Source organism: Paraglaciecola sp. 2405UD69-4 (assembly GCF_047525415.1).
Classification (GTDB): domain Bacteria; phylum Pseudomonadota; class Gammaproteobacteria; order Enterobacterales; family Alteromonadaceae; genus Paraglaciecola.
On the sequence record NZ_JBLIXM010000001.1, the window covers coordinates 934,228 to 950,772 of the forward strand.

At 40.5% G+C, this 16,545-nt stretch carries 13 protein-coding genes; 4 read left to right on the forward strand and 9 right to left on the reverse strand.

Translation table 11 applies throughout. The features are described from left to right. Positions 1 to 182: 182 nt before the first annotated feature. The 3 genes from ACMUMK_RS04190 to dnaK all read right to left on the reverse strand — a co-directional run bounded on the left by ACMUMK_RS04190 (position 183) and on the right by dnaK (position 6,641). Positions 183 to 1,925, reverse strand: a complete 1,743-nt coding sequence (locus tag ACMUMK_RS04190; RefSeq protein ID WP_414699867.1) for a diguanylate cyclase — start codon at positions 1,923 to 1,925, stop codon at positions 183 to 185. A 520-nt stretch (positions 1,926 to 2,445) separates the two neighbouring features. Beyond that, complete coding sequence (locus ACMUMK_RS04195) at positions 2,446 to 4,473, reverse strand: TonB-dependent receptor (RefSeq protein WP_414699868.1); 2,028 nt, start codon at positions 4,471 to 4,473, stop codon at positions 2,446 to 2,448. A 260-nt stretch (positions 4,474 to 4,733) separates the two neighbouring features. Next, positions 4,734 to 6,641 (reverse strand): molecular chaperone DnaK, encoded by a 1,908-nt coding sequence (gene dnaK / locus ACMUMK_RS04200; protein ID WP_414699869.1) that lies wholly within the window; start codon positions 6,639 to 6,641, stop codon positions 4,734 to 4,736. A 279-nt stretch (positions 6,642 to 6,920) separates the two neighbouring features. Here dnaK and ACMUMK_RS04205 point away from each other — a divergent pair, with 279 nt between their 5' ends. Both ACMUMK_RS04205 and ACMUMK_RS04210 read left to right on the forward strand, forming a co-directional pair. Next, a complete protein-coding gene (locus ACMUMK_RS04205; protein WP_414699870.1) occupies positions 6,921 to 7,700 on the forward strand; it encodes a Crp/Fnr family transcriptional regulator in 780 nt (259 codons plus the stop codon). Between the two features lie 187 nt (positions 7,701 to 7,887). Further along, positions 7,888 to 8,151: a hypothetical protein gene (locus ACMUMK_RS04210; protein WP_414699871.1), complete on the forward strand. Its 264-nt coding sequence runs from the start codon at positions 7,888 to 7,890 to the stop codon at positions 8,149 to 8,151. 50 nt (positions 8,152 to 8,201) lie between these two features. Here ACMUMK_RS04210 and ACMUMK_RS04215 read toward each other — a convergent pair whose 3' ends face one another. The 3 genes from ACMUMK_RS04215 to ACMUMK_RS04225 form a co-directional block, all read right to left on the reverse strand. Beyond that, complete coding sequence (locus tag ACMUMK_RS04215) at positions 8,202 to 8,426, reverse strand: hypothetical protein (protein WP_414699872.1); 225 nt, start codon at positions 8,424 to 8,426, stop codon at positions 8,202 to 8,204. Positions 8,427 to 8,438: 12 nt separating this feature from the next. Then, positions 8,439 to 9,599, reverse strand: coding sequence for a Na/Pi symporter (locus ACMUMK_RS04220; protein WP_414699873.1), 1,161 nt, complete (start codon positions 9,597 to 9,599; stop codon positions 8,439 to 8,441). Positions 9,600 to 9,690: 91 nt separating this feature from the next. After that, positions 9,691 to 10,572 carry a DNA ligase gene (locus ACMUMK_RS04225; RefSeq protein ID WP_414699874.1) on the reverse strand — a complete coding sequence of 294 codons (882 nt, stop codon included), beginning with the start codon at positions 10,570 to 10,572 and terminating at the stop codon, positions 9,691 to 9,693. 200 nt (positions 10,573 to 10,772) lie between these two features. On the opposite strand from ACMUMK_RS04225, the gene ACMUMK_RS04230 reads away from it, so the two are divergent. Then, complete coding sequence (locus ACMUMK_RS04230) at positions 10,773 to 13,169, forward strand: fatty acid cis/trans isomerase (protein ID WP_414699875.1); 2,397 nt, start codon at positions 10,773 to 10,775, stop codon at positions 13,167 to 13,169. A 91-nt stretch (positions 13,170 to 13,260) separates the two neighbouring features. Here ACMUMK_RS04230 and ACMUMK_RS04235 read toward each other — a convergent pair whose 3' ends face one another. From ACMUMK_RS04235 to ACMUMK_RS04245, 3 genes are read right to left on the reverse strand one after another with little or no spacing between them, the layout of a single operon-like run. After that, a complete protein-coding gene (locus ACMUMK_RS04235; RefSeq protein WP_414699876.1) occupies positions 13,261 to 13,782 on the reverse strand; it encodes a CC0125/CC1285 family lipoprotein in 522 nt (173 codons plus the stop codon). Between the two features lie 10 nt (positions 13,783 to 13,792). Next, a complete protein-coding gene (locus ACMUMK_RS04240) occupies positions 13,793 to 14,548 on the reverse strand; it encodes an anti-sigma factor family protein (protein WP_414699877.1) in 756 nt (251 codons plus the stop codon). Then, positions 14,545 to 15,036, reverse strand: a complete 492-nt coding sequence (locus ACMUMK_RS04245; protein WP_414699878.1) for an RNA polymerase sigma factor — start codon at positions 15,034 to 15,036, stop codon at positions 14,545 to 14,547. Before ACMUMK_RS04245 ends, ACMUMK_RS04240 begins: the two co-directional genes overlap by 4 nt. Positions 15,037 to 15,170: 134 nt before the next feature. Between ACMUMK_RS04245 and ACMUMK_RS04250 the strand changes: the two genes are divergently transcribed. Beyond that, positions 15,171 to 16,535, forward strand: coding sequence for a S8 family serine peptidase (locus ACMUMK_RS04250; RefSeq protein WP_414699879.1), 1,365 nt, complete (start codon positions 15,171 to 15,173; stop codon positions 16,533 to 16,535). The last annotated feature ends 10 nt before the right edge of the window (positions 16,536 to 16,545 follow it).

The window sequence follows — 16,545 nt, forward strand, 5'->3', positions numbered from 1 at the left end:
CTATAAACTTATCTTTTCCTTATTTACTTCATTATTTTCAAGCTGACCAATTTAATAGATATTGATATTTTTCCCCTTTCTAAATTGAATCCATCTATACATTTTTAGTTACCAATAGCGACAGATGTTAATGGCTACACCTGCCTGTATTTGTCTTATTGCAGCTTTAGCTACCAAATTTACTATGCGATCATTAACTGGTTTCGGCCGTTTTCTTTTGCTTGGTAAAGTAACTTATCAGCCTGAATGATGAGATCTTCAAGGTTATTACTGGTTTGAGTGCTGATAATTGCCCCCATACTAAATGTTATGTCCCAGTTTATAGCGGGGTTATTCGCTTTAATATCAACACAATAGTCTGCAAAGTTTGCACTCAAACCAGAGAAGATATCTTGCACATCAGATTTGTTATTAGTGCCTAATACAAACAACCATTCTTCACCGCCATAGCGCCCAAACTTGTCATTTTCTGACAATGTTTTTCTGGCTGCATTGGCAAATGCAACTAAGACTAAGTCACCAATATCGTGGCCAAACTGGTCGTTAATTTTTTTGAAATAATCTAAGTCTGCAATGGCTATTGTTATCTCTTGGTTTTGAATTTTATGGGTAGCTTCTTGCATTATGCCCCGTCTATTCGGGCAATTAGTTAAATAGTCTGTTAATGCGATTGCGTGATATTTTTGGCGCTGACGCACTTGTTTGTAAAATAGCAAACAGGATATGCCAATTAGAATAACTGCAATTGCTGTGCTTAAACGCCAAATTAGCTTTTGTTGATGCTGCTGCTTGGCTTCAAGCTCATTAATATCGTTTTGGTGGGAGAGCCTTAATATTTCATCTTCTTTTTCTTTGACTTCAAACTTCACTTGAAGCGTTTTTATATTGTTTTCGCTGGTGGCTTCTAGGTGCTTTTTGGTAAATACGAGCTCTTGCTCTATTGCTTCAAATGCTTCGTTAGTTCTGTTTAAGCTCCGCTTTAATTCATATCGTTTCTTTAGAAAATTTGCTTTGTAATAACTGCGACTAAACCTATCGAGTATAGAAAATACCTGATCGTTGACGCTGTTAGCCTTTTCAAGCAAGCCTTGCTTTATGTATATGTCACTTAATAAAATCATGGATGCTAACTGCATATCATAAACGCCAGCAGCCTTTGCAAGACTTATGTTTTCTTTAACTGTACCTAAAGCCTCTTGATACTTTTCCTGGGTGTATAAAACGTTTGCTAGGGAATATTGAGAAAATGCGAGGCCTTTCAACATATTGACTGACTTAAAATATGAAAGAGCTTTTCTCAAATATACAATGGCCTCTTCTTTTTGGTTGGCCTCTAACAGCACGTTGCTTAAGCTCCAAAAAGCTTTTGACATAAAAAGTTCTTCTTTGGTTTTCTCATAAGTTGCAGCTGCTTTTCGGGCATATTCTACTGCTTTATCTTTTTGCCCTAGATAATTGTAGGTATCTCCTATTTTTCTTAAAAAGAAACCTTGAGAAGGGACATCTTGCAAACTGGTTGCCAGATCAAGTCCTTCTAGGGACACATCCAAGGTGTTTTTTAATGCATCTGTGTCCGTGTAGTAGTAAGCAAGCGCCCGAAATATAGTCACTTTCTCCTTGGGCGAGGATTCAGGTAATGATAGTTTTAATTGCTTCATTAAAGCTTGGGCAGGCTCAGGGTCGTCTGCTCTGAGTAGTAGCTTCAATTTTGTTTCCAGCAGCATTAAATATAAATCTTTCTGGGTTTGTAGTCCCAGATCTTTATCATAGGCTTTAAGGTGGCGATCTAATTCAGAGTATTTCTCTTGTCTAAAAAGTAGCTCTGCATAAAGTACCGAAGTAGCAAAGTGGATATCTTTCCAGCCCTCTTTTTTACTGACATTAAAAGCACGCTCTAAGGCTTCAGCACTTTTTAAATAGTCCATTCGACTTGTTTTAATCGCTTGGACTAAATTCTCTACAGATTCATAGCTAAGGGAGTGTTCATGTGGCTCGGTAGTTGAGCTGAGTGCAAATGAAACATTACTCAAGCAAGTAAAGATGAAGAGAGTAAATAACGTAAACGCTATATTCCTCGTACCCCACCATGAGCTTTTATGGATCATTTAGGTATAGAGCCCAGGGTGGCAAAAAGACTGTCGTTTTTTGAAAACTTGCAAACCATTAGTTTGTTGAATCCCCTTTATAAAAAACTGGTAAAAATCAGATTAGCGATAATGTTCACTAAATAGCCTAGCAGTTTTGGGAATGTGAAAAATCACCTAGGAAGTTGCTTAAGTATTAAGTTTTATACACATACTTTAGTGTTTTTTATGAAAGTTAAAGTCTTGTAGCAGTGGGGCCTTGTGTATTGTTTAAAACACTTGACGTTATTTTAAGGTATCAATAGTACAGTTAAGGTAATGCCAGCCATTGGAGACCGGCATAAAGTAAGTTTTTTATAGTTTAGAACTGATAAGTGACGCCCATTCTAACCGTGCGTGGTTCAATAGGGTGGTAGTGGATATCTTCAACGCCTTCGTCAGCTTCACCTGGCAATCTGCTGGTGTATAAGTAGTCTATATCGTGGTCATCACTGTCGAGCACGTTCAGCACTGATAGGTCTAATCTCCAATCGTTTATTTGATATTGAGCGTTGGCATTCACAACGGTGAAACTATTTGATTGGGTTTCATTAAAGCTATCTAACGTCCGCTTTCCAAAGTGGCGAACTCGTAAGTTTGTGTTTAGTTGGTCGTTTACTTCCCAGTTGATCCCAAGACTGGCAACAAAAGGCAGCGAGCCGTCTATGTAATCACCTTCATCTTCTGCTGATTCACTAAAACGAGAATGTGTCCACGCTAGCTCCAGATCAGTGGTGAGATTAGGGGTTAACCAAAAGTTACTGGAAAATTCTACTCCTTTGCGTTCAGAAGCTCGGCTCGCCTCGGTATTACCTGCATCTCCTACAAATACTAATTCTGAGTCATTTTCTAGCCACCACAGTGATAAAGACATATTGTACCTACGGATAAGTGATACCCGTAAGCCAACTTCGGCACCTTGACCGCGCACTAAGAGGTCTACTGGGTCAGTGGGTTCTAATGTTGAAGGGTCAAGGCTAATGACTACACCTCTGGCATCATTAGAATGGAATGATTGCCCAGCGTTAGCATAGGCCTGCCATTGGTCATCAATCAAATAGCTAATGCCGGCTTTTACGTTTGTCATGTGATCGTTAGCTTTGCCGCTATTGGCATCTAAGTCACTTTCAACATCGACTGATAAGTAGTCATGCCTAATGGCTGCATTGGCAATCCAGTCTTCACCTATATAGGCGTCTACTGTATAAAATAAGCTAGCTGACCACTCGTCAACCGAGTCAGTGCGAACCGTAGATAGGCGTTCTCTGGCTGCAGTTTTGTATAGGCCCACTTCTGCAATATCATCATACTGTACATCTAGTCCTACTTTTTGATGGAGATGGTAGTTGTCCGTATCAACAGAAAATATATTAGTGATATTACCGCCATAGATATTTCTGTCATCGACCTGCTCAAATTGATCCCCATTAATAGGATCATCAAGAAAATAGGTAAAGTTTGAATATAAATCTAAGTCGCTGGTGATGGCATATCCAGATACAAACCAATCTTGGTTTTGCCAGTTTGCAGATAAGCTGTAGCGATTAGACTCACCACCAACTGTAGTATCTATGGAACCTAATGGGTCAATTAATCCAGACGTGATTGCCCGTTCTGGTATTTGGTCTGCCGAATTCCAACTATTGTCGTACCCTAAAAAGGTGATGTTAAGTATGCCGCCGGCGACTGCTTGTTGATATCTAGCAAACAAGTTGGTTTTGTTTACGTCTTCGTTGACGTCAGTCCATGGACCATCATACTGTTGCCACTCGGCTCCAAATGCAAAGTTACCATTTTCAGTGGCCACATTGTTACCTACAACACCTCTAAGATAACCATTTTCACCCAATTCAATTTTGGCTAAAGGGTTTTGGATGATCGACATTAACGAAAAGTTAGCGGCGCCTGCTGTAGAAAAGTCACCTTGCGTCCCTTGATATGGGCCTTTTTGATAATCGATTCGTTCGACAAACTCAGGGATGATGAAATTGAGGTCTGTATAACCTTGGCCATGGCCATGGGTTCTCATATTGACTGGCATACCATCTATAGTGGTACTGAAATCTGTGCCGTGATCTAGGTTAAACCCTCTTAAAAAATACTGGTTAGCTTTACCTGATCCGCTGTGTTGAGTCACTACCATGCCAGGAATAAACTCTAGAACCTCGCCAGCTCTTAATATAGGGCGCTGTTGAATGTCGCCATAACCTATGACGCCTTCAGAAGCCGATAATGAATCCCCAATTAAATGGGCCTGCTTACCATAAACAACAAAGTGTTCAAATCCTGCGCCATCAGCTAAAACTGTGGCACTCATTGCCATTATAGGTAAATAAAATAAAGATTTCATGGGGTCCTTTTACTCGATTAATTTAAAACAGCGGGGCGATTTATCACCCTAAATCAGGGGCCGAATTTTAAAGTAAATCTTAATGTTCTGAAATGCTTCTTATCTCAGATTGTTGATACATCACAGTTTTTCCTTATTTGTAAATTTATGCTTACTACATAAAAAAAGCCCCTAATACTGAGTATTAGGGGCTTTGTTTTTATCAAAACTAGTATTTTAAACGTAAGACTTGCTTACACAAGCCTAGTTGTATTTAACGATTAACCGTTGCTTACATCTTCAAAATCAGCATCGATTATATCGTCGTTAGCACTATTGCTGGCTGGCGCGTCTTGTTGCTGACTTGCTTGCCCTTGTTGTTGCGCCTGAGCCTGCTGAGCTTGCATTATGCTAGCGTAAGCGTCTTGCAATGCTTTTTGGCGCATTTCAATGGCTGACTTATTATCACCGTTAACTGCCATTTTAAGCTGCTCTATTAAGGTTTTAAGCTCAGTTTGCTGTGCTTCAGGCAAGCTAGTCATCGATGTTTGCACTGTGTGTATTAGTTGGTCTGCTTGATTGCGTTGCTCAACTAGCTCACGTTTTAGCTTATCTGCTCCAGCATGTTGTTCGGCATCTTTAACTAAGCGATTGATTTCATCTTCAGTTAAACCACCAGAAGCCGTGATCTCAATGCTTTGCTCTTTACCTGTAGCTTTGTCTTTGGCTGACACATTTAATATACCATTTGCGTCAATATCAAAGGTGACCTCAATTTGCACTGATCCTCTTGGCCCAGGGCTAATGTCACTTAAGTTAAATTGACCCAGTGACTTGTTATCTGCTGCCATTTCACGTTGGCCTTGTAACACATGTACGGTTACCGCAGCTTGGTTGTCTTCAGCTGTTGAGAACACTTCTGATGCCCGCGTGGGTATGGTAGCGTTTTTCTCAATCAGCTTAGTCATAACTCCGCCTAGGGTTTCGATACCAAGTGATAGAGGGGTCACATCTAACAACAGTACATCGTCAACTTCACCGGATAACACGCCTGATTGAATGGTTGCACCAAGCGCTACTGCTTCATCTGGATTCACATCTTTACGGGGCTCTTTGCCAAAGAAGTTTTTAACTGCTTCTTGTACTTTTGGCATGCGAGTTTGACCACCTACCAGAATCACTTCACTTACGTCGCTTATGCTAATGCCAGCGTCTCTCAAAGCTTGCTCACATGGGGCAATGGTGCTCTTAACTAAGTCATCTACCAGTGACTCTAGTTTGGCTCGCGTTACCTTCACATTTAAGTGTTTCGGGCCACTTGCATCAGCTGTAATGTAAGGTAAATTTACTTCGGTTTGTAACGCCGATGACAATTCGATTTTAGCTTTTTCCGCTCCTTCTTTAATGCGCTGCAGTGCTAAAGAGTCTTTCTGGACATCAATGCCGGTATCTTTTTTGAACTCTTCTACAAGGTAGTTAATTAAGCGTAAATCAAAGTCTTCACCACCTAAAAAGGTATCGCCGTTTGTGGCGAGCACTTCAAATTGTTTCTCGCCATCTAAGTTTGATATTTCGATAATCGACACATCAAAGGTACCACCACCTAGATCATATACTGCGACTTTTTGGTCGGCTTGAGCGTTTTTGTCTACACCGTATGCCAGTGCTGCAGCTGTAGGTTCGTTAATAATACGTTTCACGTTTAACCCTGCAATTTTACCTGCATCTTTAGTGGCTTGACGCTGTGAATCATTAAAGTAAGCCGGTACCGTAATCACTGCATCTGTAACAGCTTCACCTAGGTAAGCTTCTGCGTCTTGTTTTAGTTTACGTAAAATCTGAGCCGATACTTCTTGTGGTGATAAGGCTTTACCATTTATTTCAACCCAAGCGTCGCCATTCTCTGCCTTAATGATTTTGTAGGGAGCTAATTTAATGTCTTTTTGCACTTCTTTGTCGTCGAACTTACGACCAATTAAACGTTTTATAGCGAATAACGTATTTGTTGGGTTGGTTATAGCTTGTCTTTTTGCAGGCTGTCCCGTTAGTGTCTCGCTGTTTGCATAAGCAACAATGGAAGGGGTAGTACGGTTACCCTCGGAATTTTCAATAATTTTCGCTTTGCCAGCTTCCATAACAGCTACACATGAATTTGTTGTACCTAAATCAATACCTATAATCTTTGTCATAATAATCACCTAATGTTTAGTTGTTTTAATCTAATGCTTATGGTGTTGACCAAGTAAGCAGTTTGACCACATAAACACCTTGATATTGACTAGCTAACTTTGCCGCTAACACTCAAGATGTTTGGTTAGTGGGGCTATAATACGCAGGCTCAAAAAATGCCGATGTCACAATTGTGACAGTTAGCGAAAGATTGTTATTTAGCGGTGGCTTGGGTATGAACACACAACAGGGTAGAATGGCTTTACTCTTTTACATCACTGCTTAAATCTGTTTTCTTTATGGCCTCTGACGTTTCACATTTACCTCAAAAAGCTAGCCCAGTGTTGGTCAAGCAGGCCAACATGTTTGCAGGGCTGCCGGCCCGTTTAATTGAAGATTTTCAACAGGAGTTTCAATTAAATGAATGGCATAAGGGTGAATACTTTGATCCGAAATTATTGACGCAACGATTTTTTGTGGTGTTAGACGGTCAAGTAGAAATAAAACAATCTAACCCAGAGACTGGCCGCGAAACTACCTTAGATATGCTTTACGCTGGTGATTGTTTTGATTTGATTGTGCTTTTGGATGACCAGCCCCACGATGTAATTGTATCGCCACTAAGTACAGTAAAATTGCTATCGGTTAAACTCGATACCATGAGGAAGTGGCTGTGGACCTATCCGGAGTTTAATCAGCAATTTATGCCGTATCTAGCGCAAAAAATGCGCGAAAAAGAAGAGCAAGCTAGCAGTGTGATTTTGCACAATGTCACCACACGTTTAAGTCGTATCATTTTAAAGCATATTAAAAAAATTAAGTTCTATACAGGTCGTGAAGAAGAGGAGCATCAGCACCATTTAGTGAGTGGTTTGAACGATGATGCCCTAGCTAGAATGGCGGGTACTGTGCGCCAGATAGTGAATAAACAGCTACAGCTTTGGAAAAAAGACGGCACTATAGATAAAAAACGTAATCAGCTAATAGTAAAAGATTTAGAAGCCCTAGAGAAAGAAGCTAAGTATACACATAGCCTGCCTAATACGCGGATAATTGAAGCGCCCAAAAAAGAGCGTTAAGGGTTATTTTTTTAAATCTCAGCTCTAACATTGAGCTTACTGAATAGCTCCTTTGTGCACATTTATTGTACTATGACTCGACATCTGATACCGTCTTAACCTATGGGTCATATATGACTGTGACCTAATCAAAACAGACTTAGTGCTCCTCTTGGGTGTTGAGTTGCTGTTTTACAAGGAGGGCGTTATGAGTATTAAGGTTAATCATTATGCAGCAAAAACTATAGAGCCTAGTTATTATTTGAATTTCGAAGCCTTGGTCATTGAGTTATCTGTTGCTGTTATTTTGGGTGTTATGGCAGTTGGCGGTTATAATACGGGGCTTTGGGTGGTGTGGGTACCTTGTGGAATCATCTCGATTTGTTGTTTTGGCTTGGTTTTGTATTCACTTTATCAATATATTTCTGACAGGTTAGTCCGTAAAGCGGTTAAGCCTTCCAACAACAAGTAGCACCTCTAATCAAGTTTAATTACTAGCGGGGTTAACACTATATCTAGTATTTACTCCCGTTGTTTTAAATCACTCATGAGGTAAGCTAAAAACTGATGTATTGTTGCCAAGCTTAACTCGGCTCCCTTCATATGCTCTTCTAAGTTTTCAATGGCGTTTTCTTGTTGTAACAACTCTCTTCTTTCAAGCTCTATGGTCAGTTGCTTAAGGGTTTCTTCAGTATCTGCAATTAAAGCCTTAAGGCGTTCGGTACTCAGTACGTTAACATTTGCCATGGAATTAATTCCTTACTGAAATTGGTTTGAAATAAGAATACAAAGCGCTGGGACGATAAAGAACACGCTTAGAATATATATCAGTGCAACTACCTTATTTTCAGAGGCTCGACGTCCTAACCACTCTGCACATTGCACAGGTACATAGCGCAGAAAAGGCAGTCCATATATGAGTATCACGCCTAAAATATTGTAAGTGAGGTGTATGAATGCTATTTGCAAAGCAGCCTCGCTATTACCTGTTACTGCTGTTGCAGCAAGTACAGCGGTTATACAGGTGCCAATATTGGCTCCAAGAGTAAATGGGTAAATCTGTTTTAAGCTAAAAGAGCCTGAGCCCGCTAGAGGGACCATCAAAGATGTGGTGGTCGAGGAGGATTGAACTAACACTGTTACTAAGGTGCCAGAAAATATTCCAGAAATTGGGCTACGGCCAATAGCAGAGTGCATTATCTCTCGCGCTTTACCCACCATAAGCTTTTTGAGTAGCTTACCTACTAAGGTAATTGAGACAAAAATTAGTACCACACCAATAATTATGGAAATAATCCCGCCTGTTTGCTCCCCAAATGACTGCATTGCATATTTAACGTTACTTACAACTGGAGAAGTCGCAGCTTTAACAAAGTTAAAGCTGTGCATAGAAACCTCTGAGCCCCCGTAAAACACTTGAGCCAGCATTGAGCCGAGCTTTTCGAGTAATCCAAAAGCTATTTCTAAAGGTAAAAATATTAAAACGGATAGTAAATTAAAAAAATCGTGTACCGTTGCTGCAGAGAAAGCCCTAGAAAACTCCTGCTTAGCTTTCACATGACCTAAAGAAACTATGGTATTGGTGATAGAGGTGCCAATATTGGCTCCCATAACCATAGGAACCGCAACCGATACAGGTAACCCGCCAGCGACTAAGCCAACTATAATAGCCGTAACAGTTGATGATGATTGAATTAAAGCCGTTGCAACTGTACCAATAACAAGACCTGCAAATGGGTTACTGGCAAAAGCAAATAGTTCTTTGGCATGCCCTCCTGCCGCCATTTTAAAGCCGCCACCAATAATACTTACAGCACAAATAAGTAAATAAACCAATAGGGCCACAAAAAACCATTGAGATAGGTGGTTAGAAGTGCGGTCTGGGTTGTGTGTTGAGAGGGTACCTGTAAGTTCACTCATTATGACTTTCCAATATTATTATCATTGTGAGTGTACGAGTGAAATGCGTCAGTGTTATGACAACTGTCAACTTATTGCACCAATCAGTAAGCTATTGCTTTGATTTAGGTCTTACTCGCATGAAACTGGCAAAGCGAGGTACTCCTTTTGCAGTAAATCCATAATGTTTGAAGGTAATAATTGCGCCAATTTCTGGTGGGTTTTGTCTTTGTAAGTCTTTAAATCCAGTCCCAATTTTAAATTGTAAGCCGTTCTCAAGCTCCACCAATAATGCTCCTAGCATATTTTGATACTTACCTTTACCGGGGATATGCCCGATAACTTTGGCTTCAGCGTCTTGATGTTTTTTTAATTTGAGTAACTTTGTGCTTCTACCATTTTCATAAAGGGCATGCTGGTGGTGTAGCATCAAGCCTTCTGCACCCTGTGCTACTAAGGTATCAAGCTTAGTCATTAACTCGGACTTATTGGTTAGCTTAAAGTGAGGAATTAAAAATAAATAAGGGCTGTGTGATGCCTCTACCAGATTTTTCAAATGAGTTAGTCTCTGGGTGAAATCTCCTTTGTGTGCGGGCAAATCAAACAACATAAACTTGACTCTTTCCCAGTCTTGGGTGGGAGTATCTCGCAGCACAATAGAGGTTGTTTGTTCGAAGCCATTTCGCTTCAGCCATAGTTCACCATCCAGTATGTGTTCTCCAAAGTCTTTTGTGTACCAAGCTGGCGCATTAATTGTATTACCACTACGGGTGATAAGTTTAGAGCCTGTCCAGCGAGCACGAATACCGTCCAGTTTTTCACTGATCCAATAGTCACTTATGACAACATCTTCTGAATAAATATGGGCTAGCTGTTGCGGAGTAGGGGCGCTACTGATGGGCTGTAGCTGGCTTGAACAAAGGGCTACAGTTGTGGTGGTAAAGTATAATAAAACACTAATTAAACATACAAAGGGACTATAATTGAAATGCATAGTGCAAACCTTCCTTGTGGGTGTATGTAATTATCCTAGTGTAAAAATTACAATTTGTTAGCGAGCTTGTAAGAACTGGGTAAGCTTAGGCAATTTTAATAATCACCGGGTTTGTCGTACAATTCGCTATTACTGAATTATTTTTAATGCAGAATCAGATATTTATCTTTTCTTTTTCAGATGCATTTAGTTGGAGAACTATGAAAACAGCACACATTAAGAAAATGAAAATTTTCATCCTTGCTTTTTTGATTACGTCTGGATGCGCAACCATTGCCAGTTTTGATTTAGATAAGCTCTACGGTGATGAAAATACCGCTAATCGAGCTAAAGACAAGTTACCTGAAACTGCTGAAAACTCTGCCGCTAGCCTTTTTTTTGAAGAGGATGTGGCCCCTATAATTGAACAACGCTGCGTAGTGTGTCATGCCTGTTACGACGCGCCTTGTCAGTTGAAAATGAGCTCGGCTGAGGGGATAGAGCGCGGTGCAAATAAAGAAAAAGTTTATCATGGTGACCGCATCTTAGCCGCCACACCAAATCGCCTGTTTATGGATGCTTTAGAGCCTGAAGTATGGCGCGAGCGAGGCTTTTATCCAGTATTAAACGAGCGAGAGCAAACTCCCACTGCAAATACCCAAGCGTCTGTATTAGCAAAAATGTTGACGTTAAAGCAGCAAAACCCGTTACCAGACGATAAGCTGTTAGATAAAAGGTTTGATGTCAGTATTGATAGGGCGCAAGTGTGTCCTACTATCGAAGAATTTGCCCATTATGCCAAAGCGCAACCATTTGCAGGTATGCCCTATGCTTTGCCTGAACTAACCCCCGGTGAGCATAATACGCTTATGGAGTGGATAGAAAAGGGGGCCTTTATGCCTAGCCATGCACCTATTTCAAAAGAGCAGCAACAAGCAGTAAACCACTTAGAAGACTTTCTAAATGCAGACTCTTTAAAAATGCAATTAAGTGCTCGCTATATTTACGAACACCTCTTTAGCACCCATTTATATTTTAATGAGCTAAGTGAGCCAGATTCGCAACCTCAGTTTTACAATTTAGTGCGTTCAAGAACTGCCTCTGGTGAGCCTATTGATATTATTGCTACCCGTCGTCCTTTTGATAAACCCGATGTAGAACGGGTCTATTATCGTTTACAGCCAGTGGTGTCTACTATAGTGACGAAAACCCATCAACCCTATGGGATAGATCAGTCGTTAATTAAAAAATGGCAGGCTTGGTTTGTAGATGCCGATTATAAGGTTTCAAAATTACCTAGCTATCAACCAGAAATAGCCGCTAACCCCTTAACTGCATTTGCGCAATTGCCTGTAAATGCCCGCTATCGCTTTATGTTAGAAAGGGCGCAAAATACCATAATGGGCTACATCAAAGGTCCGGTATGTAGGGGGCAAGTGGCGCTTAATGTGATTAATGATCACTTTTGGGTTTATTTTGTAAAACCAGAAGTGGCCATTTCATCAGAAGTGAATGCTTTTTACGAATCTCAGCGAGATAATTTACGCCTGCCGGCTGAACAAGAAAGTACAGCGTTAGCGGTGACTTGGGTTGAGTATGCTAGTCGACAAGGTGATTATATTCGGGCTAGAAACAAGTTTATGAATTCATCTATTAAAGACGGTCAACAGTTTTCCATTGATGATATTTGGAATGGAGAGGGTAGTAATGACAATGCTAGCCTAACAGTGTTTAGGCATTTCGATAATGCCAGTGTCATTAAAGGGCTGGTGGGTGAACCTCCCAAAACAGCTTGGGTAATCGATTACCCTTTACTAGAACGGATACATTATTTACTAGTGGCAGGCTTTGATGTGTATGGTAACTATGGCCATCAATTGTTAACCCGCTTATATATGGATTTTTTAAGACTTGAAGGTGAGGCTAACTTTTTAGCATTTTTACCGCCGCAAACTCGCCGTGAAGAACATAAGTCTTGGTATCAAAAGGCTGGACCTGAATTAACCTCTTTTTTACAGGGAAAAGTGAATCAGTTTGACCAACCAAGTGGCATTGAGTTCGTAACTAAAAACCATAAAAAAGAGTTGTTTGGCATGCTTGCTGAACATTTAAAAAGTGTGCAGCCAAAGGGGTATCACATTGCAGATAGTCGATTAAGCAGCAATAACAAAGCCTTGTTAGCCGAGTTAAATAAGTTAAAAGGTCAAAGTGCAGCTATTTTGCCTGAGTTGAGTATGATCATGATAGAGCTTGAAAATAGTGATGAGCCAGAAATTTTCACTTTGGTCCGTAACAGTGCCCATTACAATGTTAATAGTCTGTTTTATGAAGAAACTAACCGAGACTATAAAAATGACAATGTAACTCTGGTTCATGGTTTATTAGGAAGTTATCCCGATGTTTTTTGGCATGTAAAGGAAACTGATATTGCTAAGTTAGTGGCTCAAGCACAGCAGATTAAATCAGAGCAAGATTATGAAACCTTCTTAGATGCATTTGCTGTACGTCGAACTTCACCAGAGTTTTGGCCTTTTAGCGATAAATTGCATCAAACATTTATGGCACATAAACCAATCGAAGGTGGTTTGCTAGATTACAACCGCTTAGAAAACCGTTAGGTATTTAACCTAAATTTAAAAAAGCGCCAATCTGGCGCTTTTTTATTGTGGGGTTTGTGTGCTTACTACTTATTACACTTCAGTAGAGTATTTACTCTGCATCTGCTTTCTCAGTTAAGTTGTCTATCACATCTTGAGCACTTAATGTTTTGTCATTTAGCTTAATGCCTGTGCCCATTCTAACTTCTATAATGGTATGTACTTCTTTGCGGTTATTGCCACTGTTGATTGATACGCCGGCGCCATAACTAGTGGCTGGGGTATGGCGAGTCTCACAGGTTAATAGGCCACAACGTTTTTGAATATAAGTATGTCTTGATAATTGCAGCTCCGATGATGGTACTTTTTCAGACTCCACAAAGGTCTCTTGGCTGTTAACCACAAACCAGTCGTAGCCTTGGTCAATGGTAAGCTCCGCAGCTCTTAACAATGCATAGTCATATGCATCTGCCACTGTATTGTTACGAGTTTTATACTGAACTCTAAACCTGTCATCGGTAATTTTTTGTTCGCTATAACCTACAGAACCATTTTTGGCTTCACGGTAGTCTGGCTTAGTTGCACAACCAGAAAACAAGATAACTGCTGATAAAAACATCATGATAAATTTCATATTTCACCTCTTACTTGATTGAATTACTTAGTTGCCATTGATTATTAATGGCTGCTTGTTCTTGTGAGCGGTCAAAGGCCGGCCCATCAATTAGGGTATCAATTAGCTTATCTAACGCATTGTTGTTAGAGGCTGCTTGATAAACTTGTTCAGGGTTTACGGGTGTTATCCCACTTTGTGCTTTTAACTCCCATGAGCTTCCATTTTTGCAGGCAATATTTCCTTGGGAGCCAGCACTTGTTAATACTTGGTATTGACGACAAAGTTGCCCATCAATACTTGCAAAACTTAACTGACTTTCTACAACACTGTTATCGCTCAATGTATGTTGAGTGCCACTTGGTGCGGTATCTAGTACCTTAGCTATATTGCTAGGTATCGCTAAATCATTAACACTGGTATTAAGAGTAGTGATTAAGCCAACACCTACTACTAAAGCGATACCTGCTGCTACTTGGTAATATTTTTGAGTGCCTTGTGTGGCCTTTTTCCAAGCTGATAATTGCACCACTTTATTAATGGCTTCTGGCTCATTGACCTGCAATTTTTGGTCAATCTGATTGGCAAGCTGAATCAGTTTTTCAGGAATGGGAGTGCTGTCAATTTGCTGTGCATACTCAGTTACCCATTGGTCTGCTTCTGCTAATTCGGCAAGCCTAACCACAAGATTGTCATCGGTTTCTAATGCGACTCTGACATGCTCCATTTCTGCTGCAGGTAATTCAGCGTCTAAAAAGGCACTTAACATTTCGTCAGTGATCTTCATGCTTGGCCTCCTAATTGTTGACTGTTTACTTTTTCTAGTAGGCTGCTTCTTGCCCGAGACAAGCGGCTCATTACTGTACCTACCGGCACACTCAATATGCTAGATACATCTTTATAAGATAGTCCCTGTAGAGCCACCATAGACAGAATTGAACGCTGGTCTGTAGGTAAGGTATTCATAGCATGATGAACTTGGGTAAGGTGGGCGTTAGACTCTATTGCTTGTTGGTCTTCTACTGTTGCCACTTCTTGAAGCTCAGGGCGCTCAGTTGCAGCGGTGCGAGTTTTCTTAGCTCTATATTCGTCTATCCATACATTGCGACACACTGTAAATGCCCACTTGTTGACTTCAATGTTTTCTGGGATGCCTTTATCTAAAATACGCTCCAATGTGGTTTGTACTAAATCGTCAGCATCAAAAGTGCTGCCTGTTAATGAATACGCAAAGCGGCGTAACATAGGTAGCAGTGATTTAAAGGATTCGGTCATGTTTGGTTCTCATTTTTGTTAAGCTCTTTGTATAGAAGACGAATGGGTTGCAGGTTTATTCCATAAAAAATGAAATATTTTTTAATGTCATACGTTATTTCAGTATCAGCCCCTTTGTGTAACAGGAAAACCCTATGTTTAAATCTAAAATTATCATATTAACCAGTGTTGTTTTTTGCCAATTTGCTCAGGCTCAATTGGTTAATCCTAGAGATTTAACAGGTAGCCTTGGTTCGGTAGTCGATAGAGTGACAAGAGTTGAAGATAAAGTTGTCAGTAAAATAGACCCTCCTTTTACATTAAGTGAATTACCGGCAATCGAGACATTAGTGACAACTCCTTTGGAAGCATTACCAGATATCTTGACCATAGCAGACAAGATCAACACTCCGCTATTTACTGAGGTATTGGTCGAAAATGATTGGCGGGCGGTAAAACAACAATGGATCTTGCTATCTGATATAAAAACCGAAACTCTGCTGTTGCAGCTAGGGGCTAAGGTTCAATTTCGAAAGCAGTACTCTGGTTTAGGATTAACCTTAATTCATTTTGAAATGCCACCTAGCCTAGACTCAAAAAAAGCTTTGGCCACACATTTACCAGAAGAGGCCATGGCATCTTTAGATAGAAATCATATTTATCAAACCCAGAGCCAAGATACTATGGTTGATGGTAGTCCTATAGCTGATAGTTTGGCTAGCTCCCAAAACCAGGCTTTTTGTGATGACCCAGTAAAAATAGGTATGGTAGATAGTGCTATAAATGTAAATCACCCTGCTTTTGCCGGTAAAGATATCAAGGCCAAGTCATTTTTGCCTGCCAGTTTAACATCGCCGTCGTTTCATGGTTCAGCGGTGGCGGGTATTATGGTTGGCAATATCGCTGAACAGCCCCCTTTGCTGGTTAAGGCTGAGCTTTTTTCCGCTGAGGTGTTTTACCGTCAATCTGATTACGCTCAAGGAGCCACTTTAGAAGCTATAGTGGCGGGAGTTGACTGGCTGATTAGGCAGGGTGTAAAAGTAGTGAACATGAGTTTAGCTGGCCCTGATAACCTTATTTTAGAACAGGTACTAAATGCTGTGGTTAAAAAGGGGGTAGTAGTTGTAGCGGCTGCAGGCAATAAAGGGCCGGCGGCTGCACCTTTGTTTCCTGCTGCTTATGAGTCGGTTATTGCTGTGAGTGCGATTGATAAAAAATCACAACCTTACCGCTGGTCAAATCGAGGGGCGTATATTGATTTTGCAGCTGATGGGGTCAATGTACTTACAGTTCGTGGTGCCCAAGAGTATGCAACTGAGTCTGGCACATCTATGGCCGCTCCTGTGGTTTCAGCAGCAATAAGCTGTGTTGTACTTAAAAGTACAGACGCTAAGTTGGTTACAAAAGAGTTGGTGTTTGAAAGAATGTCTAGGCTGATACAAGATATGGGCCCCGAAGGCCGAGACCCTATTTATGGTTTAGGAGCTGTGCTACGGCCTTATTCTAACTTCATTAATTAAATTCTGATTG

What these genes read in the sequence shown, in the direction of transcription:
- ACMUMK_RS04190 (WP_414699867.1), bottom strand. Translation starts at nt 1,925, where the DNA reads ATGGACTATTTAAAAAGTGCTGAAGCCTTAGAGCGTGCTTTTAATGTC.
- ACMUMK_RS04195 (WP_414699868.1), bottom strand. Translation starts at nt 4,473, where the DNA reads ATGAAATCTTTATTTTATTTACCTATAATGGCAATGAGTGCCACAGTT.
- dnaK (WP_414699869.1), bottom strand. Translation starts at nt 6,641, where the DNA reads ATGACAAAGATTATAGGTATTGATTTAGGTACAACAAATTCATGTGTA.
- ACMUMK_RS04205 (WP_414699870.1), top strand. Translation starts at nt 6,921, where the DNA reads ATGGCCTCTGACGTTTCACATTTACCTCAAAAAGCTAGCCCAGTGTTG.
- ACMUMK_RS04210 (WP_414699871.1), top strand. Translation starts at nt 7,888, where the DNA reads ATGAGTATTAAGGTTAATCATTATGCAGCAAAAACTATAGAGCCTAGT.
- ACMUMK_RS04215 (WP_414699872.1), bottom strand. Translation starts at nt 8,426, where the DNA reads ATGGCAAATGTTAACGTACTGAGTACCGAACGCCTTAAGGCTTTAATT.
- ACMUMK_RS04220 (WP_414699873.1), bottom strand. Translation starts at nt 9,599, where the DNA reads ATGAGTGAACTTACAGGTACCCTCTCAACACACAACCCAGACCGCACT.
- ACMUMK_RS04225 (WP_414699874.1), bottom strand. Translation starts at nt 10,572, where the DNA reads ATGCATTTCAATTATAGTCCCTTTGTATGTTTAATTAGTGTTTTATTA.
- ACMUMK_RS04230 (WP_414699875.1), top strand. Translation starts at nt 10,773, where the DNA reads ATGAAAACAGCACACATTAAGAAAATGAAAATTTTCATCCTTGCTTTT.
- ACMUMK_RS04235 (WP_414699876.1), bottom strand. Translation starts at nt 13,782, where the DNA reads ATGAAATTTATCATGATGTTTTTATCAGCAGTTATCTTGTTTTCTGGT.
- ACMUMK_RS04240 (WP_414699877.1), bottom strand. Translation starts at nt 14,548, where the DNA reads ATGAAGATCACTGACGAAATGTTAAGTGCCTTTTTAGACGCTGAATTA.
- ACMUMK_RS04245 (WP_414699878.1), bottom strand. Translation starts at nt 15,036, where the DNA reads ATGACCGAATCCTTTAAATCACTGCTACCTATGTTACGCCGCTTTGCG.
- ACMUMK_RS04250 (WP_414699879.1), top strand. Translation starts at nt 15,171, where the DNA reads ATGTTTAAATCTAAAATTATCATATTAACCAGTGTTGTTTTTTGCCAA.